The organism is Pseudomonas sp. NFACC51 (assembly GCF_900103575.1).
GTDB classification, from domain to species: Bacteria; Pseudomonadota; Gammaproteobacteria; order Pseudomonadales; family Pseudomonadaceae; genus Aquipseudomonas; species Aquipseudomonas fluorescens_Q.
On sequence record NZ_FMXH01000022.1, the window covers coordinates 42,041 to 63,683 of the forward strand.

Genomic DNA, 21,643 nt, shown 5'->3' on the forward strand with positions numbered 1-21,643 from the left:
CCTTGCGACAATCTTTTGTTGGATGAAATCCCGTGGCGAGGGAGCTTGCTCCCGCTCGACTGCATAGCAGTCGCATGCCGTGTACTGGGGCCTGCTTCGCAGGCCAGCGGGAGCAAGCTCCCTCGCCACGGATACACACCGCCACAGCCGCATTTCATCTGGTAGGCTCGCCACATTACGCCTTCGATTCTTGAGATAAAAGGTACAGCTGATGACGAACACCGCCCGCGCAGTCTTCCTCGACCACCCTTCCCTGGACCTCGGCGACCTGGACCTGGCCCCGCTGCGCAACTGCTTCAGCGACCTGCAACTGTTCGCCCGGACCACGCCGGAGCAGGTCATCGAGCGGCTCAAGGGCGCCACCGTGGCGATCACCAACAAAATCGTGATCGATGCACAGGCCATGGCGGCCAGCCCCGAACTGAAGCTGATCCTGATCAGCGCCACCGGCACCAACAATGTCGACCTGGCCGCCGCCCGCAGCCATGGGATCACGGTGTGCAATTGCCAGGGTTACGGCACACCGTCGGTGGCCCAGCACACCATCATGCTGTTGCTGAACCTGGCGACGCGCCTGGCCGATTATCAAAAAGCGGTGGGTGAAGGTCGCTGGCAACAGGCTTCGCAGTTCTGCCTGCTGGACTATCCGATTGTCGAGCTGGCAGGCAAGACCCTGGGTTTGCTGGGCCATGGTGAATTGGGCAGCGCCGTCGGGCGGCTGGCCGAAGCCTTTGGCATGCGTGTGCTGCTGGGGCAGATCCCCGGGCGCCCGGCCCGCCCCGACCGCTTGCCGCTGGAGCAGTTGTTGCCGCAAGTCGATGCCTTGACCCTGCACTGCCCGCTCAACGAGCACACGCGGAACTTCATCGGCGCTCGCGAACTGGCGCAGCTCAAGCCCGGCGCATTCGTGGTCAACACCGCCCGTGGCGGCCTGATCGACGAACAGGCCCTGGCCGAAGCCCTGCGCAACGGTCACTTGGGGGGCGCCGCCACCGACGTGCTCAGCGTGGAGCCGCCGGCCCAAGGCAACCCGCTGCTGGCCGGCGATATTCCACGCCTGATCGTCACACCGCACAACGCCTGGGGCAGCCGCGAGGCGCGGCAACGGATCGTCGGGCAAATGAGTGAAAACGCCCAGGGCTTTTTCAGCGGTACAGCGCGGCGTGTCGTCAGTTGATAAACTGCGGCACTTTTTTTACCCGCTTTATCAAGGAGCAGACCATGGATCCGCGCAGTGAAGTACTGCTTCGTCAGGCCGAGTTATTCCGGGGTTCGGTGTTGTTGGCCGGCCTGCCCGCCGACGATCTGCTCGGCCGTTTGCCAGAGGCCCATGGCTGGTGCTGGCATGCCGGCGATCAGGCGGCGCTGGACGCTCGCTTTCCCGAGCGCAGCCACTTTGGCGTGACCGTGCCCGAGCGTGGGTTCGACACCGCCGTGGTGTTCCTGCCCAAGGCCAAGGACCTGACCGACTACCTCCTCAATGCCGTGGCGGCGCGCCTGGCCGGTCGCGAGGTGTACCTGGTGGGGGAAAAGCGCAGCGGCATCGAAGGCGCGTCCAAGCAGCTCAACCCGTTCGGCAAGCCACGCAAGCTCGACAGTGCGCGGCATTGCCAACTGTGGCAAGTCACCGTCGCCAACGCGCCCGAGGCCAAGCCCCTGGAAAGCCTGGCCCAGACCTACGAATTGCCCCTGGCCGAAGGCCCGCTGAAGGTCATCAGCTTGCCGGGGGTGTTCAGCCACGGTCGCCTGGATCGCGGCAGTGCGCTGCTGTTGGAACACCTGGATAAACTGCCCAGCGGGCACTTGCTCGACTTCGGCTGCGGTGCCGGGGTGCTGGGGGCGGCGGTCAAGCGGCGCTACCCGCACAACACCGTCACCCTATTGGACGTGGACGCATTCGCCGCCGCCAGCAGTCGCCTGACCCTGGCTGCCAACGGTCTGGAAGCCGAGGTGCTGACTGGTGATGGGATCGACGCCGCGCCGATGGGTTTGAGCGCGATTTTGAGCAACCCGCCATTCCATGTCGGCGTGCATACCGACTACCACGCAACGGAAAACCTGCTGCGAAAAGCGGCCAAACATCTGAAAAATGGTGGCGAACTGCGTTTGGTGGCGAACAGTTTCCTCAAGTACCAACCGCTGATCGAAGAGCATCTGGGCGTGTGTGCGATCAAGGCCGAGGGCCAGGGTTTTCGCATCTACCGGGCCAAGCGCGGCTGAAACCTTTTTTAAAAAACAGCACTTGCCCAATCGGATTTGCCTAGGCAGAATCCGCTCCGTCCTAGGGGAGTAGTCTCCCGCGAGCGCCATGCTCGCCCGGCATACGTCAACATACTTGGTCAGCAGACCATGGCGTATGCGGCCCAAGCGTCCACGCAGATGGTCGCTGGGTTTGACAAGACCTATGACACGCACACCTTACCCGGGGCGGGAAGGCTGTACGTGTCATAGCCGTGTCGACCCGCCCCTTTAGGAATTCCTGATGCTGGACTCACTCCTCGTACCTACCGCTATCGTTGCGCTGGCCGAAATTGGCGACAAGACGCAATTGCTCGCACTTATCCTGGCCGCTCGCTTTCGCAAACCCTGGCCGATCATCGCCGGCATCATTGCCGCAACACTCGCCAACCATGCAGCCGCCGGGGCAGTAGGGGCCTGGGTCAGTGGATTTTTCTCCGATGCGGTGCTGCACTGGATACTGGCGGCAAGCTTCACCGCCACGGCGCTGTGGACCCTGGTCCCGGACAAACTGGACGATGAGGAAGCGAACACGGCCCGCAAGTTCGGGCCATTCCTGACCACGCTCATTGCGTTCTTCCTCGCGGAAATCGGCGACAAGACGCAGATCGCCACGGTGATGCTCGCCGCGCAATACCCGGAGTTGTGGTTGGTCATCATCGGCACCACCGTGGGCATGTTGATTGCCAACGTGCCGGTGGTCCTGGCGGGCAATTTCGCCGCCGAGAAACTGCCCCTGGCCCTGATCCGCCGCCTAGCCGCCTCGGCATTCTTCGTCCTGGCGATCGTGGCGGTGTACAAGGCGATGCAGAGCAGCGGGTGGGTTTGATCAGGTTGATGCAGGTTCTGTGGCGAGGGAGCTTGCTCCCGCTGGGTTGCGAAGCAGCCCTAAGCTTTTGCGGCCGCTACGCGACCGAGCGGGAGCAAGCTCCCTCACCACAAAAAACAGCTTTTACCGCATGACGATGCTTACTTCTTGGCCTGCTGATAAAGCGGCATCACCTTCGGAATCGCCGCCTGCAATGAAGCGATACGGCTGCTCGACGACGGGTGGGTGCTCATGAACTCCGGTGGCGCGCCTTCCGAGGCCTTGGCCATCTTGTTCCACAAGGTGATCGCCGCGTTCGGGTCGTAGCCGGCGCGGGCGGCCAGTTCGAGGCCGATCAGGTCGGCTTCGTTCTCGTTGCCACGGCTGTTGGGCAAGGTCATGCCATAGTTGGCGACGGTATCGGCCAACGCCAGGCTGTCCTGGCCCAGGCCGAACAAGGCACCAGCGCCCTGCTTGGCCATCTCGATGCCATAGGCCTTGGACATCGCTTCGCGCCCGTGCTCGCGCAGGGCGTGGGCGATTTCGTGGCCCATGATCGCGGCGATTTCAGCGTCGGTCAGCTTCAACTGGTCGATCAGGCCGGTGTAGAACATGATCTTGCCGCCAGGGCCGCAATTGGCGTTGAGCTCGTCGCTCTTGATCAGGTTCACTTCCCAGTTCCACTGGGCCGAATCCGGGCGGAACATCGGCGCCTGGGCAATCAAGCGATCGGCAATGACCTGGATGCGCTTGGCATCGTTGCTGGTCTTGTCCAGCGCACCCTGGGCCTTGGCCTCGCCCATCGTCTTTTGATAGGACTGGGCGTACATCTGGTTGACCTGATCGGTCGACAGCATGCTGAACATGTACTGCTTGCGTTCCACGCCCACGGCTCCGCCGCTGGTGGTATTGACCGACTGGCAACCGGTGAGCAGCAGCGCCGCGCTCAGAGCACTCACCATCAATGTCTTGTTCATGTAAAAAAGCTCCCTGGAAACGTGGGCGTATCCTAGGCCTTGATCTGTATCGGCGCCAGATACATAACGAAGGATTACAGGTTTTTCGGACAGACCCCACCCAGTCCATTTGCGACACCTACGCAGCTAAAACAGTCACCCGACGAACAGCGCCTCATGCCGCGCCACAGAAACGCCGATAACGGCTCCAGACGTCATTTCCGCGTCCGGAGCCTTTATGAAATTCAGATCGATCCAGTTTTCCGTGGCCGCCCTGGCCGGTGCCATCGTGCTCAGCGTGGTGGGCGCCCTCGTGCTGTACGCGTTGTTTGTCGGCGCGCGCACCCAGGACATGGTGCAACAGCGGACCAAGGCCCAGTTCGAACAACTCATCGAACAACGTCTCACTGCCCTGGCCCGCACCCAGGCGAGCCTGATCCAGCGGGAACTGGAAGCCCCGCTGCTACTCGCCCGCGGCCTGGCCACCAGCAACGCCTTGATGGGCATGAACGGCACGGACGGCAACCCGCAATTGAAGGTGCCCCGCGAGCAAATGATCAGCCTGTTGCGCGAAACCGTGGTGCGCAACCCGAAGATCCTCGGTGCCTACATCGCCTGGGAACCGAACGCCATCGACCACGACGACGCCAACTATGTGAACAGCCAGGTGGTGGGCATGGAAACCAACGGGCGTTTCCTGCCGTGGTGGTTCCGTAACCAGGACGGCTCCCTGGGCCTGGAAAAGCTCGCCGACGTGACCGACCAGAAACTACTTTCCACCGGCATCCGCGCCAGTGAGTACTACCTGTGCTCCCAGGACAGCAAGAAAGCCTGCGTGATCGACCCGGCGCCCTATCGCGTTGGCAGCACGATGACCATGCTCGCCTCGTTCATCGAACCGATCATGATCGATGGCCAGTTCCAGGGCATCGTCGGCGCCGACCTGTCGGTGAACTTCATCCAGGACATGCTCGTGGCCGCCGATGGCAAGTTGTACGACGGCGCCGGGGAAATGGCCTTGCTCTCCAGCAACAATCGACTGGTGGCCTTCACCAAGGACCCGAGCAAACTCGGAGAAAAGGCCAGCGACCTGCTGGACGCCAGTGCACTGGATAACCTCGCCAAGCTGGGCGTCGGCGAAGTGCGCTATGACATCGACGAAGCACACGGGCATATCGAGGTGTACATGCCGTTCGGCATCGGCGAGACCAACGCCCGCTGGACGCTGATGTTGCAGCTGCCACTGAACGCGGTCATGGCCGACCTGCAAGCGCTGCAGAAAGACCTCGACCACCAGCGCCAGGCCGACATCTTCGGCATGGCGATAGTGGGCCTGGTGATTGCCGGCATCGGTCTGCTGGTGATCTGGCTGGTGGGCCACGGCATTGCCCGACCACTCAAGCAAATGGTGGCGATGCTCGATGACATCGCCCAGGGCGAAGGCGACCTGACCCGCCGCCTGGTGAGCGACCGCGCCGATGAGCTGGGGGCGATCGCCAGGGGCTTCAATACCTTCCTGAGCAAGTTGCAGGGCATGATCACCCAGGTGGTGACCTCGGTGCAGAGCGTCAGCGATTCGTCGGAGCACACCGCCGATATCGCGATCCGCACCAACCAGGGCGTGCACAAGCAGATGTCAGAGATCGATCAAGTCGCCACCGCCGTGCACGAAATGACCGCCACCGCCCAGGACGTGGCCCGCAACGCGACCCAAGCTGCCCAGGCCGCCAGCCATGCAGACCAGGCTGCCAGCCAGGGCATGCAGATCGTGCGGGACACTTCCACCTCCATCGGTGCCCTGGCCGTGGAAATCGGCAAGGCGGTGGGCGTGGTACAGACGCTGGCCAAGGACAGCGAGAACATCAACGCGATCCTCACCGCCATTCGCGGAATCGCCGAGCAGACCAACCTGCTCGCCCTCAACGCCGCCATCGAAGCCGCCCGTGCCGGTGAACAGGGCCGTGGTTTCGCGGTAGTCGCCGATGAAGTGCGCAACCTGGCGCAGAAGACGCAACAGGCGACCGAAGAAATCCAGACGATGATCCAACAGTTGCAACAAGGCACCCGGGATGTGGTGCGGGTGATGGAAGACAGCCAGACCCGCACCGACGAAAGCGTGCAGCATGCGGCGAAAGCGGCCCAGGCCCTGGAAACGATCACCCAGGCCGTGTCGGTGATCAACGACATGAACACCCAGATCGCCAGCGCCGCCGAGGAACAAAGCGCCGTAGCCGACGACATCAACCGTAACGTGATCAACATCGGGCAAGTGGCGAACGAAGTCGCCAGCGGCGCCGACGAATCCAGCGCGGCCAGCGCCGGGTTGACCAAACTGGCGGAGCAGCAGCGGCGGCTGATCAATCAGTTCAGGGTCTGATCCGAAGGCCCCATCGCGAGCACGCTCGCTCCCACAGAGGGATTGGCGGTGGAACGCCGACAGTGCGAACACCCCAAAACAACTGTGGGAGCGAGCTTGCTCGCGATGGCGTCGGTTCAGCCAACATCGAAGCGACTGACACTACGCCTTCGCGGGCAAGCCTGCTCCCACAGGGGATTTGCAGGGTTTCAGAGTTCGCCGAGGGCTTCGATCAGGGCCTGGTTCTGCTCCGGTGTACCGATGCTGATCCGCAGAAATTGGGCAATCCGCTCCTGCTTGAAGTGCCGCACGATCACCCCCTGTTCCCGCAGTTTCGCCGCCAAGCCCGCCGCATCGTGCCGAGGGTGGCGGGCGAAGATGAAGTTGGCCGCCGAGGGCAGCACTTCAAAGCCCTTGGCTTGCAGTTGGGCCACGACCCATTCACGGTGCTCGATGACTAACCGGCAAGTCCGATCGAAATACTCGCGATCATCGAACGCCGCCGCGCCGCCGACATTCGCCAGGCGATCCAGCGGGTAGGAGTTGAAGCTGTTCTTGATCCGCTCCAGCGCTTCGATCAGCTCCGGATGACCCACCGCCAGGCCCACGCGCAGCCCCGCCAGGGAGCGGGACTTGGACAAGGTCTGGGTCACCAGCAGGTTCGGATAGCGATCCACCAGGCTGATGGCCGTCTCGCCGCCGAAGTCGATATAGGCCTCGTCGACCACCACCACCGAATCCGGGTTGGCCTTGAGGATCTGCTCGACCGCTTCCAGCGCCAGCAGGCAGCCGGTCGGCGCGTTCGGGTTGGGGAAAATGATCCCGCCATTGGGTTTGGCGTAGTCTGCCGGGTCGATCTGGAATTGCGCATCCAGCGGCACCGCATCGAACTGAATGCCGTACAGCCCGCAATACACTGGATAGAAGCTGTAGCTGATGTCGGGGAACAACAGCGGCTGGTCATGTTGCAACAGGCCGTGAAAAATGTGCGCCAACACTTCATCCGAGCCATTACCCAGGAACACCTGGTTGCTCTGCACGCCGTAATAGCGGGCCACGGCGCCTTTGAGCAGGTCACTGTTGGGATCCGGATACAGGCGCAGGTTGTCGTTCAGCTCGGTCTGCATCGCCGCCAGGGCCTTGGGCGATGGGCCGTAGGGATTCTCGTTGGTGTTGAGCTTGACCAACCGGGTCAGCTTCGGCTGTTCACCCGGCACGTAGGGCACCAGGTTCTTGACGAACGGGCTCCAGAATTTACTCATTTCAGTTCCCCTGCCCTTCAATGGATGGCTCGTCAAGAATGCGGTACTCGGCACTGCGCGCGTGGGCGCTCAGCGATTCGCCACGGGCCAGCACCGAAGCGGTCTTGCCCAGTTCGGAGGCACCCTGCTCGGAGCAGAAGATGATCGACGAACGTTTCTGGAAGTCATACACCCCCAGCGGCGACGAGAAGCGCGCGGTACCGGAGGTCGGCAACACGTGGTTGGGGCCCGCGCAGTAATCGCCCAGGGCCTCGCTGGTGTGGCGCCCCATGAAGATCGCACCCGCGTGACGAATCTGCGGCAACCAGGCCTGCGGGTCGGCGACCGACAACTCCAGGTGTTCCGGCGCGATACGGTTGGCGACTTCGATGGCCTGCTCCATGTCGCGGACATGGATCAGCGCCCCACGGCCGTTGATCGAGGTGTTGATGATTTCGGCGCGGTCCATGGTCGGCAGCAGCTTGTCGATGCTGGCGGCGACCTTGTCGAGGAACTCGGCGTCCGGGCTGACCAGGATCGCCTGGGCGTCTTCGTCGTGCTCGGCCTGGGAAAACAGGTCCATGGCGATCCAGTCCGGATCGGTCTGGCCATCGCACACCACGAGGATTTCCGAAGGGCCGGCGATCATGTCGATGCCGACCTGGCCAAACACGTGGCGCTTGGCGGTGGCGACATAGATGTTGCCCGGCCCGACCACCTTGTCGACCCGCGGCACGCTTTCGGTGCCATAGGCCAGCGCAGCCACGGCCTGGGCACCGCCAATGGTGAACACCCGGTCCACGCCGGCAATGCAAGCGGCGGCCAGCACCAGCTCGTTGATTTCACCCCGCGGGGTCGGGACGACCATGACCACTTCGGTCACGCCGGCGACCTTGGCCGGGATCGCGTTCATCAGCACCGAGGACGGATAGGACGCCTTGCCACCCGGCACGTACAGGCCGGCGCGGTCCAGCGGCGTGACCTTCTGGCCCAGCACCGTGCCGTCGGCTTCGGTGTAGCTCCAGGAGTCCTGTTTCTGCCTTTCGTGATAGTCGCGCACCCGCGACGCGGCTTTTTCCAGGGCTTCGCGCTGGGGCACGGTGATCCGGGTCAGGGCCAGTTCCAGGCGCTCGCGCGGCAGGATCAGGTCGGCCATGGACGCCACTTGCAGGCCGTCGAACTTCTGGGTGAATTCCACCAGGGCGGCATCGCCACGCTCGCGCACAGCCTTGATGATGTCCAGCACCCGCTGATTGACCGAGTCGTCAGACACGCTTTCCCAGCTCAGCAGATGATCCAGATGATGTGCGAAATCCGGGTCGACAGCGTTGAGACGGCGAATCGAAGTGGGAGCGGTCATAGCGAAGGCCTCATTAATGGCAAATGCTCAGGCGCCCTAAGCTACCAGTCCATTCGCGTGGGCACCTGAGAAAATTGGCTATGACACGGATAGACGGGCGCGACTCAAGGTCGCGCAGGTGAATCAGCCGCGGTGTCGCGATTCCACTGCCTTGCGCAGGGTATCGATCAGAGCCTGGATACGGGCGTGCTGCATTTTCATCGAAGCCTTGTTGACGATCAGCCGGGAGGTGATGTCGGCGATGAAATCCTGGGGTTCCAGGCCATTGGCCCGCAGGGTGTTGCCCGTGTCGACCACGTCGATGATCTTGTCCGCCAGGCCGATCAGTGGCGCCAGTTCCATCGAACCGTACAACTTGATGATATCGACCTGACGGCCCTGCTCGGCGTAATAACGCTTGGCAATGTTGACGAACTTGGTCGCCACGCGCAAACGCCCCTTGGGCTCCGGCGCGCCGACTTTACCGGCGGTCATCAGCTTGCAGCGGGCGATCTGCAGGTCCAGGGGCTCGTACAGGCCCTGGCCGCCGTATTCCATCAGCACGTCCTTGCCGGCAACGCCCAGGTCGGCGGCGCCATGTTCCACGTAGGTCGGCACATCGGTGGCACGCACGATCAGCAAGCGCACGTCGGCCTGGGTCGTGGGGATGATCAGCTTGCGGCTCTTGTCCGGATTCTCGGTCGGCACGATGCCCGCTTCAGCCAGAAGCGGCAGGGTGTCGTCAAGGATGCGGCCCTTGGACAGTGCGATGGTCAACATGGGAAACGTCAGTCCTTATCAAGGTACTCATGCCCGGTCGCAAGCGGCGCCAGACACACATCGAGGGTGCAACCACCCTCGATAAAACGAAATCAACGGACGCGTCCCTGCGCCCATGCAGCCGGAACTAGCCCGGCACGCGGCGGATCTTGGCGCCGAGCATCTGCAGTTTCTCTTCGATGCACTCATAACCACGGTCGATGTGGTAGATGCGATCGATCAGGGTATCGCCTTCGGCAACCAGGGCCGAGATGACCAGGCTGGCCGAGGCCCGCAGGTCGGTGGCCATCACTGGCGCGCCCTTGAGCTTCTCGGTGCCGGTCACGATGGCCGTGTTGCCTTCCACCTGGATCTTGGCGCCCATGCGGTGCAGTTCGTAGACGTGCATGAAACGGTTTTCGAAGATCGTCTCGATCACCGCACCCGTGCCTTCGGCAATGGCGTTGAGGGAGATGAACTGCGCCTGCATGTCGGTCGGGAACGCCGGGTACGGAGCGGTCCGCACGTTGACGGCTTTTGGCCGCTTGCCGTGCATGTTCACTTCGATCCAGTCTTCGCCGCAGGTGACTTCGGCACCGGCTTCCTTGAGTTTCTCCAGGACGGCTTCAAGGATGGTCGGATCGGTGTCCTTGACCTTGACGCGGCCACCGGTGACCGCAGCGGCCACCAGGTAGGTGCCGGTTTCGATCCGGTCCGGCATCACTTTGTAGGTGGCCGAATGCAGGCGCTCGACGCCATCGATGGTGATGGTATCGGTGCCAGCGCCGCTGATCTTGGCGCCCATGGCGATCAGGAAGTTCGCCAGGTCGACCACTTCAGGCTCGCGTGCGGCGTTTTGCAGCACGCTACGGCCCTTGGCCAGTGCGGCGGCCATCATGATGTTCTCGGTCCCGGTCACACTGACGGTATCGAAGAAGAAGTGCGCGCCGCGCAAGCCGCCTTCCGGCGCCTTGGCCTTGATGTAGCCGCCTTCGACGTCGATTACCGCGCCCATGGCTTCCAGGCCGCGAATGTGCAGGTCCACCGGGCGCGAGCCAATGGCGCAACCGCCAGGCAAGGCGACTTCGGCTTCACCGAAACGGGCGACCATCGGGCCCAGTACCAGGATCGACGCACGCATGGTCTTCACCAGCTCGTACGGGGCGACCAGGGTCTTGATGGTGCGCGGGTCGATCTCGACGCTGAGCTTCTCGTCGATCACCGGCTCGATGCCCATGCGGCCGAACAGCTCGATCATCGTGGTGATGTCGTGCAGGTGCGGCAGGTTGGCCACGGTCACCGGGCCATCGCACAGCAGGGTCGCGGCCAGGATCGGCAGGGCGGAGTTCTTTGCCCCGGAAATACGGATTTCGCCATCAAGACGAACGCCGCCGGTAATAATCAGTTTATCCATAAGAATCTCGAGGCCCTTGGGCTCAGGTGCGCTCGGCCCAGGCCGCGCTGCTGAAAAATTTCATCGTGACCGCGTGGATGCTGCCATCGGCGATCCATGGGTTCAAATGGGCATAGATGCTCTGCTGACGCTTCACTGGGCTCAACGCCGCCAGTTCATCGCTGATCACGTTCAGTTGGAAGTTGCAGCCTTCGCCTTCGACTTCCACCTGCGTACCAGGCAGCTTTCCTTCTAGGAAGCTCTTTACTTCTACAGCCTGCATGCTCAACCTCAATCGGCGCCCTGTGCGCGCGGGTCGCACATCATACAAAAAAGCCCCGCGCCTGCGAACCCCGCGAAGCAGGACTCTGACGAGTAACGCTGGCCACTTGCTTGCGTGAATCATCATGGCGAGGGCGCTTGCTCCCGCCTGGCTGCAAAGCTGTCCCAATAAAAGCAGGGGCCGCTGCGCGGCCAGCGGGAGCAAGCTCCCTCGCCACAATGGGTCAGGGGTGCGCCAACAACTCGGTCAGTTCGCTGACCTGGGCTATTTCGCGCATGTCTTCGGGCATCCCACGGATGCTCCACGTTTTGCCGGCAGCCTTGGCGTCCCGCATGAAGCACAGCAGCAGCGACAGGCCGACGCTGCTGGACTTCTGCACCGCCGAGCAGTCAATGACCACCTCGGCGGCACTGATGGACTTGATCAGCGCCTGGCCCTCCTTGCGCAGGGCCGGGCCCGTGCGGTAATCCAGCACGCCACTGAGCATCAGCACGCCAGCCTCACCCAGACGAACGGCCGATTCACTCACCGACTCGATCATTGCGCCTGCTTCTCTTCGGCTTCTTCGGCCACTTCCTTGGCCTTGGCGACCTCACCGGCCCAACCGTTGATGGTCTTGTCCAGATCGTTGCCATTGCGCTGCATCGCGTCGGCGAACTGATCGCGGAACAGCTTGCCGATGTTGATGCCATTGATGATCACGTTGCGCACCTTCCACTCGTCGTTGATTTTCTCGAGAGTGTAGGAGACAGGGTAGATCGCGCCGTTGTTACCCTTGACCTGCATGTCGACGCTGGTGCGGGTGCCACTTTCGTCCTTGGCCGGCGAAACGGTGATGCCCTGGTTGTTGTACTCAAGCAAGGCGTTGCCATAGAACTGCATCAGGCTGCGCTTGAAGTTCTCCTGGAAACGAGTCATCTGTGCCGGACTCGCCTTGCGCGAGTACTTGACGGTCATGATGCTCCTGGAGATGCCGTCGGCGTCCACAACGGGGCCGACGATGCCGTTCAGCGCGTCATAGAACGCACTCGGGTCCTGCTTGTACTTCTCTTTGTTGGCGGAAAGGTCCGCCAACAGCCGGGTCGTCGTGTCCTGGATGATGTCATGGGCCGAAGGCGCAGCCACGGCGTTAGCCATCAACGGCAGCGCGGCAAGCAGCACCAACAGGCCACGTCGCAAGATAGAGATCATTCAAAAGCTCCTCATTTGGCGTCTTTGCTAACGGTATTGAGCAGGAATTTACCGATCAGGTCCTCGAGCACCAGGGACGACTGCGTGTCGTGGATGACACCACCGTCCTTGAGCACGGTGTCTTCCCCACCCACGCTGATGCCAATGTACTTCTCACCCAGCAGCCCAGCCGTGAGGATAGATGCAGTGGAATCAGTCGGCAGGTTATCCACGCGCTTTTCCAACTGCAGCGTCACCCGACCGGTGAAATCCTCGCGATTCAGATCGATTGCCGTGACCTTGCCGATAGTGACACCGGCCATGGTCACCTTTGCTCTGACCGTCAAACCGGCGATATTGTCAAAGTTGGCATAAAGTTTATAAGTATCGGTGCTTGCCGTCGGCGCCAGTCCACTGACCCGCAGGGCCAGCAACAGCAAAGCCAGGATGCCAGCCAGCAAGAAAAGGCCGACACCGATTTCCAGGGTGCGGTTTTGCATCAGAAATCTCCAAACATCAAGGCGGTCAGAATAAAGTCGAGGCCCAGGACCGCCAACGAGGCGTACACCACGGTCTTGGTTGTGGCACGGCTGATCCCCTCTGACGTGGGCTCACAGTCATAGCCTTGAAACACGGCGATCCAGGTCACGACGAAAGCGAATACGGCACTTTTGATCACGCCATTGAGGACATCGTCGAGGAAGTCGACGCTGTTTTGCATGTTCGACCAGTAGGAACCCTCATAGACCCCAAGCCAGTCGACAGCCACCCACGAGCCGCCCCAGATCCCCACGACGCTGAAAATCATCGCCAGCACCGGCAGGGAAATGAAACCGGCCCACAGGCGCGGGGCAATGATGTACTTGAGCGGGTCGACACCAATCATTTCCAGGCTGGACAACTGCTCGGTGGACTTCATGTTACCGATTTCGGCCGTCAGCGCCGAACCGGCACGCCCGGCGAACAGTAGCGCCGTTACCACGGGGCCGAGCTCACGCAGCAGCGTCAACGCAACCATCTGCCCGACCGCCTGCTCCGAACCGTAGCTGGACAAAATGCTGAAGCCTTGCAGCGCCAGCACCATGCCGATGAAGATCCCGGAGACCACGATGATCACCAGGGACATCACGCCCACCGAGTGCAACTGCTTGACCAGCAGGCCAAAACCGCCGCCCGTCGAGTTGCGACCGAGCAAGGCGTGCATCAGGAACAGCGAGGAGCGGCCCAGTACCGCCACCACGTCGATACCCGAGCGACCAAACAGGCGAATTCTTTCCAACAGTGATTTCTTGCGCATCAGCGCTTCCCCAGCAGATCGGTACGGTAATCCGTGGCCGGAAAATGGAACGCCACCGGCCCGTCCGGATCACCCTTCATGAATTGGCGAATGCGCGGATTGTCAGAATCCGCCAGTTCCTGAGGCGTGCCCTGCCCCAGCACCTGGCTATCGCCAACCACATAGATATAGTCGGCAATGCTCGCGGTTTCGGCCAGGTCGTGGGAGACCACGATGCTGGTGATGCCCAGCGCATCGTTGAGCAGGCGGATCAGGCGCACGAGCACACCCATGGCGATCGGGTCCTGCCCGACGAAGGGTTCGTCGTACATGAGGATCTTCGGATCGAGGGCAATCGCCCGCGCCAGCGCGACCCGCCGCTTCATGCCGCCGGACAGCTCGTCGGGCATCAGGTCGAGGGCGCCCCGCAGCCCGACGGCCTGCAACTTGAGCAGGACGATGTCGCGGATCATCTCTTCCGGCAGCTCGGTATGGACCCGCAACGGGAACGCCACGTTCTCGAACACATCGAGATCGGTAAACAGCGCGCCACTCTGGAACAGCACGCCCATGTGCTTGCGCGCATCGAACAGGTCGCTGCGAGACAACTGGGGAAGATTCTGACCATTGACCCAGACTTCGCCGGCGCTGGGGCGCAGTTGTGCCCCGATCAGCCGCAACAGCGTGGTCTTGCCACACCCGGAAGGCCCCATGATGCCGGTGACCTTGCCGCGCGGAATGCGAATATCGATGTCATTGAAAATGCTGCGCGTCCCTCGCTTGAAGGACAGTCCCTTCAGCTCGACCGCGTAGGCGTTGTCGGCACTCATCTAAACTCCTTGCGATGCAGCCTCACATTCGAATGCCCTGGGCAGCCGACAAGCGCCGGTACCGCCGGGCATGCGAACCGGCGGCGAACTATATCACTGCAACGGCCAAGCGCCCAAGGCCAACGCCCCGCCTGTTAAGCCTGGCTTAAGGTTAAAAGCCACATTTTATGTCGAACCTTGCGGCCTCCCGAACAAAGCATGACGAACTTACGTGAGGGAATTGTTCATTGCCGCTATAATCGCCGCCTTTTCATCGGGCTATACGATTTCTGACATGAGCCAATCCAGCGACCTGATTCAATCGGCACAACGTACCATCCGCCTCGAGCTCGAAGCCGTGCAAGGCTTGCTGCCCCATATCGACGCTAATTTCGTACGCGCCTGCGAGATGATTCTGGCCAGCAAAGGCCGGGTGGTCGTGGTCGGCATGGGCAAGTCCGGGCACATCGGCAACAAGATCGCCGCCACCCTCGCCAGCACCGGCACCACGGCCTTTTTTGTCCATCCGGCCGAAGCCAGCCACGGAGACATGGGCATGATCACCCGGGACGACGTCATCCTGGCCCTGTCCAACTCCGGCTCCACCAATGAGATCATAACGCTGCTGCCGCTGATCAAGCGCCTGGGCATCCAGTTGATCAGCATGACCGGCAACCCGGGCTCGCCGCTGGCCAAGGCCGCCGAAGTCAACCTCAATGTTCATGTCGAACACGAAGCCTGCCCGCTGAACCTGGCACCGACCTCCTCCACCACCGCGGCCCTGGTCATGGGCGACGCCCTGGCCGTGGCGCTGCTGGAAGCCCGGGGCTTCACCGCGGAAGATTTCGCCTTTTCCCATCCCGGTGGCGCCCTCGGCCGTCGCCTGCTGCTGAAAGTCGAAAACGTGATGCACGCTGGCCAGGATTTGCCACAAGTGCTGCGCGGCACGCTGCTCAAGGACGCCCTCATGGAAATGACCCGCAAAGGGCTGGGCATGACGGTGGTCCTGGAGACCGACGGCAAGCTCGCCGGGATCTTCACCGACGGCGACCTGCGCCGCACCCTGGACCGCACCATCGACATCCACAGTGCGACCATCGAGCAAGTCATGACGCCCCACGGCAAGACCGCCCGCGCCGAGATGCTCGCCGCCGAGGCCCTGAAGATCATGGAAGACCACAAGATCAGCGCCCTGGTGGTCGTCGACGACGAAGACCGTCCGGTGGGCGCCCTGAACATGCACGATTTGCTGCGTGCGGGAGTCATGTAAATGAACACAGACCTGTTGCAACGCGGCCAAGCCATCAAGCTGGCGGTTTTCGATGTGGACGGCGTGCTGACCGACGGTCGCCTGTACTTCCTTGAAGACGGCAGCGAGTTCAAGACGTTCAACACCCTCGACGGCCAAGGCATCAAGATGTTGATGGCCGCCGGCGTGCAGACCGCTATCATCAGCGGCCGCAAGACCCCAGTGGTCGAGCGGCGCGCGAAGAACCTCGGCATCCCGCACCTTTACCAGGGGCGCGAAGACAAACTGGTGGTGCTGGACGAGCTTCTGGGTCAACTCAACCTAAGCTATGAACAGGTGGCCTACCTCGGTGACGACCTGCCAGACCTGCCGGTGATTCGCCGGGTCGGCCTGGGCATGGCGGTCGCCAATGCGGCCAGCTTCGTCCGCGAGCACGCCCACGGCGTCACCACGGCGCGAGGCGGCGAAGGTGCGGCCCGCGAATTCTGTGAACTGATCCTGCGCGCCCAGGGCCACCTCGAAGCGGCCAACGCCGCGTACCTGTGAGCCATTTATGCTGAGCAAGAAGATTCGCACCATCGTGGTGTTCGGCTGTATCGCGGCGATTTTTGCTGCGGTGGGCTACTGGAACATCAGCCCCGAACGGTTTCTCGACCGGCCTGCGGCCCAGATCGAGGAAAAGATCGACTGGTACGCGACCAACACGCATACCCTGCAGTACCTGCCCGACGGCAAAGTGCAGTACGAGATGACGTCCGACAAGGTCGACCACGTAAAGGCCACTGACATTACGCTGGTCACCAAGCCCGACCTGAACATGTTCCGCGGCACCGAGTTTCCGTGGCATGTGCAGAGCGAGCATGCCGAAGTCAATTCCGGCGGCACCGAAGTGGAACTGATCGACTCGGTGCGCATCGCCCGAACCGACGAGAAAAACCGTACGACTATCATCACCAGCACGCGCATGACCGTGTTCCCACAGCAAGAATATGCGCAGACCGAGCAACCCGTTAGAATCGACGGCGCCGGGGGTGTATCGACCGGCACGGGAATGAAAGCGTATTTGAAGGAAAGCAGGATACACCTGCTATCGAACGTAAGAGGACAGTATGAAGCTCGCTAAAACCCTCCCTATTTTGCTCAGTCTGGGCGCAGCAGCACTGGGAAGCGCGAGCGCCTGGGCTCTTCCCGACGACCGCAACCAGCCTATCCGCATCCAGGCCGACGACGCCCAGCTCGACGACAAGAATGGCGTGGCCACCTATAAAGGCGACGTGATCATCACCCAGGGCTCGATGAAGGTCACCGGCAATACCGTGACCATCACCCGCACCCAGTCCGGCGACATCGACGTGGTGACCTCGGTGGGCAACCTGGCCTATTTCGAGCAGTTGCAAACCGCAGGCGATACCAAGCCTGTGCAGGGCTACGGGGTAACCATCCAGTACCACGCCTCCCAGGATCGCGTCGTCCTGATCGACCGCGCCAAGGTCGTTGACAAGGACAACAACGTGACCCAAGGCGAGAAAATCGTCTACGACACCAACAAGAAACTCGCCAGCGCCGGTCGCGCCACCGGCAGCAAGGTGACCGAGTCGCGTCCGCGGATCGACATGGTGATCCAACCGAAAAAGAAAACCGACGAGCAGAAGGCCCAGTAATGGCAACTCTGAAAGCTCAGCACCTGGCCAAGAGCTACAAGAGCCGTCAAGTCGTGCGTGATGTCAGCCTGTCCATCGACAGCGGCCAGATCGTCGGCCTGCTCGGCCCCAACGGCGCGGGCAAGACCACCTGCTTCTACATGATCGTCGGCCTGGTCCAGGCCGATCAGGGTCGCGTATTGATCGACGACGTGGATGTCAGCCACCAGCCGATGCACGGCCGGGCGAAGGCAGGTATCGGCTATTTGCCGCAAGAAGCATCGATCTTCCGCAAACTGTCGGTTGCCGACAACATCATGGCGATCCTCGAGACCCGCAAGGAACTCGACAAGGCCGGCCGTCGCCAGGAGCTGGAAAGCCTGCTGCAGGAATTCCACATCAGCCATATTCGCGACAACCTGGGCATGAGCCTGTCCGGCGGTGAGCGGCGTCGCGCGGAAATTGCCCGCGCCCTGGCCACCGCACCGAAGTTCATCCTGCTCGACGAACCGTTCGCTGGCGTGGACCCGATCTCGGTAGGTGATATCAAGCAGATCATCCATCACCTCAAGGCCAAGGGGATCGGCGTGCTGATCACTGACCACAACGTGCGCGAGACGCTGGATATCTGTGAAACCGCCTACATTGTCAACGATGGCCAACTGATCGCCGAAGGCGACTCCGCAGCCATCCTGGCCAATGAGCTGGTCAAGGAAGTGTATCTGGGCCATGAGTTCCGCCTGTAATCACAAGTGTCTGGCGAATTGTCCGAGCGTCGTTTAATTTTATTGTGGCGACGCTCTAGGCAAACACTTCAGTTTCAGGCATATAATTTGCTTAAGTTTGGCGCTTCGGCGCCCTGTAGTGGATGGCGCATGTGCGCCGGCTAATAAGGTGTTAAGCCCCTGCCATGAAACCATCGCTAGTCTTGAGAATGGGCCAGCAGCTGACGATGACACCGCAGCTGCAACAGGCCATCCGCCTGCTCCAATTGTCGACCCTGGACCTGCAGCAGGAAATCCAGGAGGCCCTGGAGTCCAATCCGATGCTCGAACGCCAGGAAGAAGGCGACGACTTCGACAACACCGATCCGCTGGCCGACAACGTCGAGCAGAAGACCAACACCGAAATCCCGGAACCGACCTACCAGGAAACCGCCCCGACGGTGGACAACCTCGAGGACGGCGAATGGAACGAACGCATCCCCAACGAACTGCCCGTGGACACGGCCTGGGAAGACGTCTACCAGACCAGCGCCAGCAGCCTGCCAAGCAGCGATGACGACGAGTGGGACTTCACCACCCGCACCTCTGCGGGCGAAAGCCTGCAAAGCCACCTGCTGTGGCAGTTGAACCTGGCGCCGATGTCCGACACCGATCGCCTGATCGCCGTGACCCTGATCGATTGCATCAACAACCAGGGCTACCTGGACGAGACCCTCGAAGAAATCCTGGAAGCCTTCGACCCCGAGCTCGACATCGAGCTGGACGAGATCGAAGCCGTCCTTCATCGCATCCAGCAGTTCGAACCGGCCGGCATCGGCGCCCGCAACCTGGGCGAGTGCCTGTTGCTGCAACTGCGCCAGTTGTCCGCCAAGACACCGTGGCTGGCCGAAGCCAAGCGGCTGGTCACCGATTACATCGACCTGTTGGGCGGCCGCGACTACAGCCAACTGATGCGTCGCATGAAGCTCAAGGAAGATGAGCTGCGCCAGGTCATCGAACTGGTGCAGAGCCTCAACCCGCGCCCCGGCTCGCAGATCGAATCCACCGAACCCGAATATGTAGTCCCCGACGTGATCGTGCGCAAGCACAATGATCGCTGGCTGGTGGAGCTCAACCAGGAGTCGGTGCCCAAGCTGCGGGTCAACGCCCAGTACGCCGGCTTTGTGAAGCGTGCCGACACCAGTGCCGACAACACCTTCATGCGCAACCAGTTGCAGGAAGCGCGCTGGTTCATCAAGAGCCTGCAAAGCCGCAACGAAACCCTGATGAAAGTTGCCACCCAGATCGTCGAGCATCAGCGCGGCTTCCTGGAGTACGGCGATGAAGCAATGAAACCGTTGGTCCTGCATGACATTGCCGAGGCAGTGGGCATGCACGAGTCGACGATTTCCCGGGTAACCACCCAGAAATTCATGCATACCCCTCGGGGTATCTATGAATTGAAATACTTTTTCTCCAGCCACGTCAGCACCTCCGAAGGCGGCGAATGCTCGTCCACGGCCATCCGCGCGATCATCAAAAAACTGGTGGCCGCGGAAAATCAGAAAAAGCCGTTGAGTGACAGCAAGATCGCTGGTTTACTGGAGGCACAAGGCATTCAGGTGGCCCGCCGCACCGTCGCCAAATACCGCGAATCCCTCGGGATCGCGCCTTCGAGCGAACGCAAGCGGTTGATGTAACAGGCCACGCCACAGCGTTCCAGTGGCAGGCATTTCTGCCTGCCGCTTTATGCACTGGCAACGAAGGAGAAGCTGTATGCAAGTCAACATCAGTGGACACCAACTGGAAGTGACCGAACCCCTGCGCACCTACATCGGCGAAAAACTCGACCGATTGGAGAGGCATTTCGACAAGATCACCAACGTGCAAGTCACGATGAACGTCGAGAAGCTGCTGCAGAAAATCGAAGCCACGCTGCATATCCCCGGCGGAGAAGTGGTTGCCAACGCAGAGCACACAGACATGTATGCCGCGATTGACCTGCTGACCGACAAGCTGGATCGCCAACTCAAAAAGCATAAGGAAAAGACCCAGAGCCTCCTCCAGGGCGCAACCGGTCGTTAACCCCCCCAATCCATGATCCGACTAGAAACCATCCTGACCCCCGGCCGTTCCCAGGTGAACGCGCCGGGTGGCAGTAAAAAGAAAGCCCTCGAACACATTGCCAACCTGATCCACCGCGAGGTTCCGGATCTGGAAATGCAGGACGTCTTCGAGGCCTTGGTTGCCCGTGAAAAACTCGGCTCCACCGGTTTTGGCAACGGCATCGCCATTCCCCACTGCCGTCTCAAGGGTTGTGCCGCGCCGATCAGCGCGCTGTTGCACCTTGAAACTGCTATAGATTTCGACGCCATCGACGGCGCCCCGGTCGACCTGCTGTTTGTATTGCTGGTACCGGAAGCGGCGACCGATGCGCACCTCGAGCTGCTGCGCCAGATTGCCAGCATGCTGGACCGCAAGGAAGTGCGCGAAAAACTGCGCAGCGCACCGAGCAACGAAGCGTTGTACCAGGTTGTCCTGGACGAGCAGAACGGTCATTAAAAATGCGCATGATCATTGTCAGTGGTCGCTCCGGCTCCGGTAAAAGCACGGCCCTCAACGTGCTTGAGGACAGCGGCTACTATTGCATCGACAACCTGCCCGCCGGCCTGCTGCCGGAACTGGCCGAGCGCGCCCTGATCCACACCGAGTTGGCACAGCCGCTGGTAGCGGTGTCGATCGATGCGCGTAACCTGCCAAGCCACCTGTCGCGCTTTCCTGAACTGCTCGAGGAAGTGCGCAGCCGGCATATCCAATGCGACGTGCTGTACCTGGATGCCGATGAAGAGACACTGCTCAAGCGTTTTTCCGAAACCCGCCGACGCCACCCACTGAGCAATGCCAACCGTTCGCTGGCCGAAGCCATCGAGGATGAAAGCCAGCTACTGGGGCCGATCGCCGACCTGGCAGACCTGAAGGTCAACACCACGCACCTGAACCTGTATCAGTTGCGCGACACCATCAAGCTGCGCCTGCTCAACCAACCCGAGCCGGGCACGGCGTTCCTGGTGGAGTCGTTTGGTTTCAAGCGTGGCATGCCCGTAGACGCCGACCTGGTGTTCGATGTGCGCTGCCTGCCCAATCCTTATTGGAAACCGGAATTGCGCGCTCAGTCCGGGCTCGACCAACCGGTGATCGACTACCTGGCCGCCCAGCCGGATGTCGAAGAAATGTACCAGGACATCTCCAGCTACCTGCTCAAATGGCTGCCCCGCTTTGCCGCGAGCAATCGCGCCTATGTCACGATCGCCATCGGTTGTACTGGCGGTCATCACCGCTCCGTCTACCTGACCGAACGCCTGGGTCAACTCCTGCAACAATCCCTGAAGAACGTCCAGGTTCGCCACCGCGACCTCAGCTAA

At 61.5% G+C, this 21,643-nt stretch carries 24 protein-coding genes, 1 pseudogene and 1 riboswitch; of the genes and pseudogenes, 14 read left to right on the top strand and 11 right to left on the bottom strand.

The window, feature by feature from the left end:
• Positions 1-211: 211 nt before the first annotated feature.
• The 3 genes from BLT00_RS29170 to BLT00_RS29180 all read left to right on the top strand — a co-directional run bounded on the left by BLT00_RS29170 (position 212) and on the right by BLT00_RS29180 (position 3,067).
• Entirely contained in the window at positions 212-1,177 is a 966-nt protein-coding gene (locus BLT00_RS29170; RefSeq protein WP_092149014.1) for a 2-hydroxyacid dehydrogenase, read from the top strand.
• A gap of 44 nt (positions 1,178-1,221) precedes the next feature.
• Complete coding sequence (locus BLT00_RS29175) at positions 1,222-2,220, top strand: class I SAM-dependent methyltransferase (RefSeq protein WP_092149016.1); 999 nt, start codon at positions 1,222-1,224, stop codon at positions 2,218-2,220.
• Positions 2,221-2,272: 52 nt separating this feature from the next.
• Positions 2,273-2,393, top strand: a riboswitch (yybP-ykoY riboswitch).
• A gap of 89 nt (positions 2,394-2,482) precedes the next feature.
• On the top strand, positions 2,483-3,067 hold the full coding sequence (locus BLT00_RS29180) for a TMEM165/GDT1 family protein (protein WP_063322901.1): 585 nt from the start codon (positions 2,483-2,485) through the stop codon (positions 3,065-3,067).
• Positions 3,068-3,207: 140 nt separating this feature from the next.
• Here BLT00_RS29180 and BLT00_RS29185 read toward each other — a convergent pair whose 3' ends face one another.
• The gene (locus BLT00_RS29185; protein WP_092149017.1) at positions 3,208-4,023 is read right to left on the bottom strand and encodes a M48 family metallopeptidase; all 816 of its coding nucleotides are present in this window, start codon (positions 4,021-4,023) and stop codon (positions 3,208-3,210) included.
• 1,297 nt (positions 4,024-5,320) lie between these two features.
• Here BLT00_RS29185 and BLT00_RS32690 point away from each other — a divergent pair.
• A pseudogene (locus tag BLT00_RS32690) lies at positions 5,321-5,521 on the top strand (HAMP domain-containing protein); the annotation flags it as partial.
• Between the two features lie 114 nt (positions 5,522-5,635).
• Complete coding sequence (locus tag BLT00_RS32695) at positions 5,636-6,379, top strand: methyl-accepting chemotaxis protein (RefSeq protein WP_371856178.1); 744 nt, start codon at positions 5,636-5,638, stop codon at positions 6,377-6,379.
• A 188-nt stretch (positions 6,380-6,567) separates the two neighbouring features.
• Here BLT00_RS32695 and hisC read toward each other — a convergent pair whose 3' ends face one another.
• The 10 genes from hisC to BLT00_RS29240 form a co-directional block, all read right to left on the bottom strand.
• A complete protein-coding gene (hisC, locus tag BLT00_RS29195) occupies positions 6,568-7,620 on the bottom strand; it encodes a histidinol-phosphate transaminase (RefSeq protein WP_063322904.1) in 1,053 nt (350 codons plus the stop codon).
• A gap of 1 nt (position 7,621) precedes the next feature.
• Positions 7,622-8,959 (bottom strand): histidinol dehydrogenase, encoded by a 1,338-nt coding sequence (hisD, locus tag BLT00_RS29200; RefSeq protein ID WP_063322905.1) that lies wholly within the window; start codon positions 8,957-8,959, stop codon positions 7,622-7,624.
• A 123-nt stretch (positions 8,960-9,082) separates the two neighbouring features.
• A complete protein-coding gene (gene hisG, locus BLT00_RS29205) occupies positions 9,083-9,718 on the bottom strand; it encodes an ATP phosphoribosyltransferase (RefSeq protein WP_003197870.1) in 636 nt (211 codons plus the stop codon).
• 127 nt (positions 9,719-9,845) lie between these two features.
• Positions 9,846-11,111 carry a UDP-N-acetylglucosamine 1-carboxyvinyltransferase gene (gene murA, locus BLT00_RS29210; protein ID WP_003197868.1) on the bottom strand — a complete coding sequence of 422 codons (1,266 nt, stop codon included), beginning with the start codon at positions 11,109-11,111 and terminating at the stop codon, positions 9,846-9,848.
• A gap of 22 nt (positions 11,112-11,133) precedes the next feature.
• Positions 11,134-11,373 carry a BolA family protein gene (locus BLT00_RS29215; RefSeq protein ID WP_007953556.1) on the bottom strand — a complete coding sequence of 80 codons (240 nt, stop codon included), beginning with the start codon at positions 11,371-11,373 and terminating at the stop codon, positions 11,134-11,136.
• A 223-nt stretch (positions 11,374-11,596) separates the two neighbouring features.
• On the bottom strand, positions 11,597-11,902 hold the full coding sequence (locus tag BLT00_RS29220) for an STAS domain-containing protein (RefSeq protein ID WP_063325164.1): 306 nt from the start codon (positions 11,900-11,902) through the stop codon (positions 11,597-11,599).
• Between the two features lie 8 nt (positions 11,903-11,910).
• Positions 11,911-12,564, bottom strand: coding sequence for an MlaC/ttg2D family ABC transporter substrate-binding protein (locus BLT00_RS29225; protein ID WP_063322906.1), 654 nt, complete (start codon positions 12,562-12,564; stop codon positions 11,911-11,913).
• Between the two features lie 11 nt (positions 12,565-12,575).
• A complete protein-coding gene (gene mlaD / locus BLT00_RS29230) occupies positions 12,576-13,043 on the bottom strand; it encodes an outer membrane lipid asymmetry maintenance protein MlaD (protein ID WP_003178020.1) in 468 nt (155 codons plus the stop codon).
• Positions 13,043-13,840, bottom strand: a complete 798-nt coding sequence (mlaE, locus tag BLT00_RS29235; protein ID WP_046063856.1) for a lipid asymmetry maintenance ABC transporter permease subunit MlaE — start codon at positions 13,838-13,840, stop codon at positions 13,043-13,045. The genes mlaD and mlaE overlap by 1 nt, the downstream gene beginning before the upstream one ends.
• Entirely contained in the window at positions 13,840-14,649 is an 810-nt protein-coding gene (locus tag BLT00_RS29240) for an ATP-binding cassette domain-containing protein (protein ID WP_072346979.1), read from the bottom strand. The genes mlaE and BLT00_RS29240 overlap by 1 nt, the downstream gene beginning before the upstream one ends.
• Before the next feature lie 274 nt (positions 14,650-14,923).
• Here BLT00_RS29240 and BLT00_RS29245 point away from each other — a divergent pair, with 274 nt between their 5' ends.
• The 9 genes from BLT00_RS29245 (at position 14,924) to rapZ (ending at position 21,643) form a co-directional block, all read left to right on the top strand.
• Positions 14,924-15,898, top strand: a complete 975-nt coding sequence (locus tag BLT00_RS29245; RefSeq protein WP_063322909.1) for a KpsF/GutQ family sugar-phosphate isomerase — start codon at positions 14,924-14,926, stop codon at positions 15,896-15,898.
• Positions 15,899-16,423, top strand: coding sequence for a KdsC family phosphatase (locus tag BLT00_RS29250; RefSeq protein ID WP_063322910.1), 525 nt, complete (start codon positions 15,899-15,901; stop codon positions 16,421-16,423).
• Positions 16,424-16,430: 7 nt separating this feature from the next.
• Positions 16,431-17,000: an LPS export ABC transporter periplasmic protein LptC gene (lptC, locus tag BLT00_RS29255; protein ID WP_063322911.1), complete on the top strand. Its 570-nt coding sequence runs from the start codon at positions 16,431-16,433 to the stop codon at positions 16,998-17,000.
• Entirely contained in the window at positions 16,987-17,538 is a 552-nt protein-coding gene (gene lptA, locus BLT00_RS29260; protein ID WP_063322912.1) for a lipopolysaccharide transport periplasmic protein LptA, read from the top strand. The genes lptC and lptA overlap by 14 nt, the downstream gene beginning before the upstream one ends.
• Complete coding sequence (lptB, locus tag BLT00_RS29265; RefSeq protein ID WP_063322913.1) at positions 17,538-18,263, top strand: LPS export ABC transporter ATP-binding protein; 726 nt, start codon at positions 17,538-17,540, stop codon at positions 18,261-18,263. Before lptA ends, lptB begins: the two co-directional genes overlap by 1 nt.
• A 164-nt stretch (positions 18,264-18,427) precedes the next feature.
• Positions 18,428-19,921, top strand: a complete 1,494-nt coding sequence (locus tag BLT00_RS29270) for an RNA polymerase factor sigma-54 (protein WP_063322914.1) — start codon at positions 18,428-18,430, stop codon at positions 19,919-19,921.
• 76 nt (positions 19,922-19,997) lie between these two features.
• Positions 19,998-20,306, top strand: coding sequence for a ribosome hibernation-promoting factor, HPF/YfiA family (gene hpf, locus BLT00_RS29275; protein ID WP_003178005.1), 309 nt, complete (start codon positions 19,998-20,000; stop codon positions 20,304-20,306).
• 12 nt (positions 20,307-20,318) lie between these two features.
• Complete coding sequence (ptsN, locus tag BLT00_RS29280; protein WP_003197847.1) at positions 20,319-20,783, top strand: PTS IIA-like nitrogen regulatory protein PtsN; 465 nt, start codon at positions 20,319-20,321, stop codon at positions 20,781-20,783.
• Between the two features lie 2 nt (positions 20,784-20,785).
• Positions 20,786-21,643: an RNase adapter RapZ gene (rapZ, locus tag BLT00_RS29285; protein ID WP_003197845.1), complete on the top strand. Its 858-nt coding sequence runs from the start codon at positions 20,786-20,788 to the stop codon at positions 21,641-21,643.

Coding starts and splice junctions, on each gene's coding strand:
- BLT00_RS29170 (WP_092149014.1), top strand. CDS start 212: ATGACGAACACCGCCCGCGCAGTCTTCCTCGACCACCCTTCCCTGGAC.
- BLT00_RS29175 (WP_092149016.1), top strand. CDS start 1,222: ATGGATCCGCGCAGTGAAGTACTGCTTCGTCAGGCCGAGTTATTCCGG.
- BLT00_RS29180 (WP_063322901.1), top strand. CDS start 2,483: ATGCTGGACTCACTCCTCGTACCTACCGCTATCGTTGCGCTGGCCGAA.
- BLT00_RS29185 (WP_092149017.1), bottom strand. CDS start 4,023: ATGAACAAGACATTGATGGTGAGTGCTCTGAGCGCGGCGCTGCTGCTC.
- BLT00_RS32695 (WP_371856178.1), top strand. CDS start 5,636: ATGTCAGAGATCGATCAAGTCGCCACCGCCGTGCACGAAATGACCGCC.
- hisC (WP_063322904.1), bottom strand. CDS start 7,620: ATGAGTAAATTCTGGAGCCCGTTCGTCAAGAACCTGGTGCCCTACGTG.
- hisD (WP_063322905.1), bottom strand. CDS start 8,959: ATGACCGCTCCCACTTCGATTCGCCGTCTCAACGCTGTCGACCCGGAT.
- hisG (WP_003197870.1), bottom strand. CDS start 9,718: ATGTTGACCATCGCACTGTCCAAGGGCCGCATCCTTGACGACACCCTG.
- murA (WP_003197868.1), bottom strand. CDS start 11,111: ATGGATAAACTGATTATTACCGGCGGCGTTCGTCTTGATGGCGAAATC.
- BLT00_RS29215 (WP_007953556.1), bottom strand. CDS start 11,373: ATGCAGGCTGTAGAAGTAAAGAGCTTCCTAGAAGGAAAGCTGCCTGGT.
- BLT00_RS29225 (WP_063322906.1), bottom strand. CDS start 12,564: ATGATCTCTATCTTGCGACGTGGCCTGTTGGTGCTGCTTGCCGCGCTG.
- mlaD (WP_003178020.1), bottom strand. CDS start 13,043: ATGCAAAACCGCACCCTGGAAATCGGTGTCGGCCTTTTCTTGCTGGCT.
- mlaE (WP_046063856.1), bottom strand. CDS start 13,840: ATGCGCAAGAAATCACTGTTGGAAAGAATTCGCCTGTTTGGTCGCTCG.
- BLT00_RS29240 (WP_072346979.1), bottom strand. CDS start 14,649: ATGAGTGCCGACAACGCCTACGCGGTCGAGCTGAAGGGACTGTCCTTC.
- BLT00_RS29245 (WP_063322909.1), top strand. CDS start 14,924: ATGAGCCAATCCAGCGACCTGATTCAATCGGCACAACGTACCATCCGC.
- BLT00_RS29250 (WP_063322910.1), top strand. CDS start 15,899: ATGAACACAGACCTGTTGCAACGCGGCCAAGCCATCAAGCTGGCGGTT.
- lptC (WP_063322911.1), top strand. CDS start 16,431: ATGCTGAGCAAGAAGATTCGCACCATCGTGGTGTTCGGCTGTATCGCG.
- lptA (WP_063322912.1), top strand. CDS start 16,987: ATGAAGCTCGCTAAAACCCTCCCTATTTTGCTCAGTCTGGGCGCAGCA.
- lptB (WP_063322913.1), top strand. CDS start 17,538: ATGGCAACTCTGAAAGCTCAGCACCTGGCCAAGAGCTACAAGAGCCGT.
- BLT00_RS29270 (WP_063322914.1), top strand. CDS start 18,428: ATGAAACCATCGCTAGTCTTGAGAATGGGCCAGCAGCTGACGATGACA.
- hpf (WP_003178005.1), top strand. CDS start 19,998: ATGCAAGTCAACATCAGTGGACACCAACTGGAAGTGACCGAACCCCTG.
- ptsN (WP_003197847.1), top strand. CDS start 20,319: ATGATCCGACTAGAAACCATCCTGACCCCCGGCCGTTCCCAGGTGAAC.
- rapZ (WP_003197845.1), top strand. CDS start 20,786: ATGCGCATGATCATTGTCAGTGGTCGCTCCGGCTCCGGTAAAAGCACG.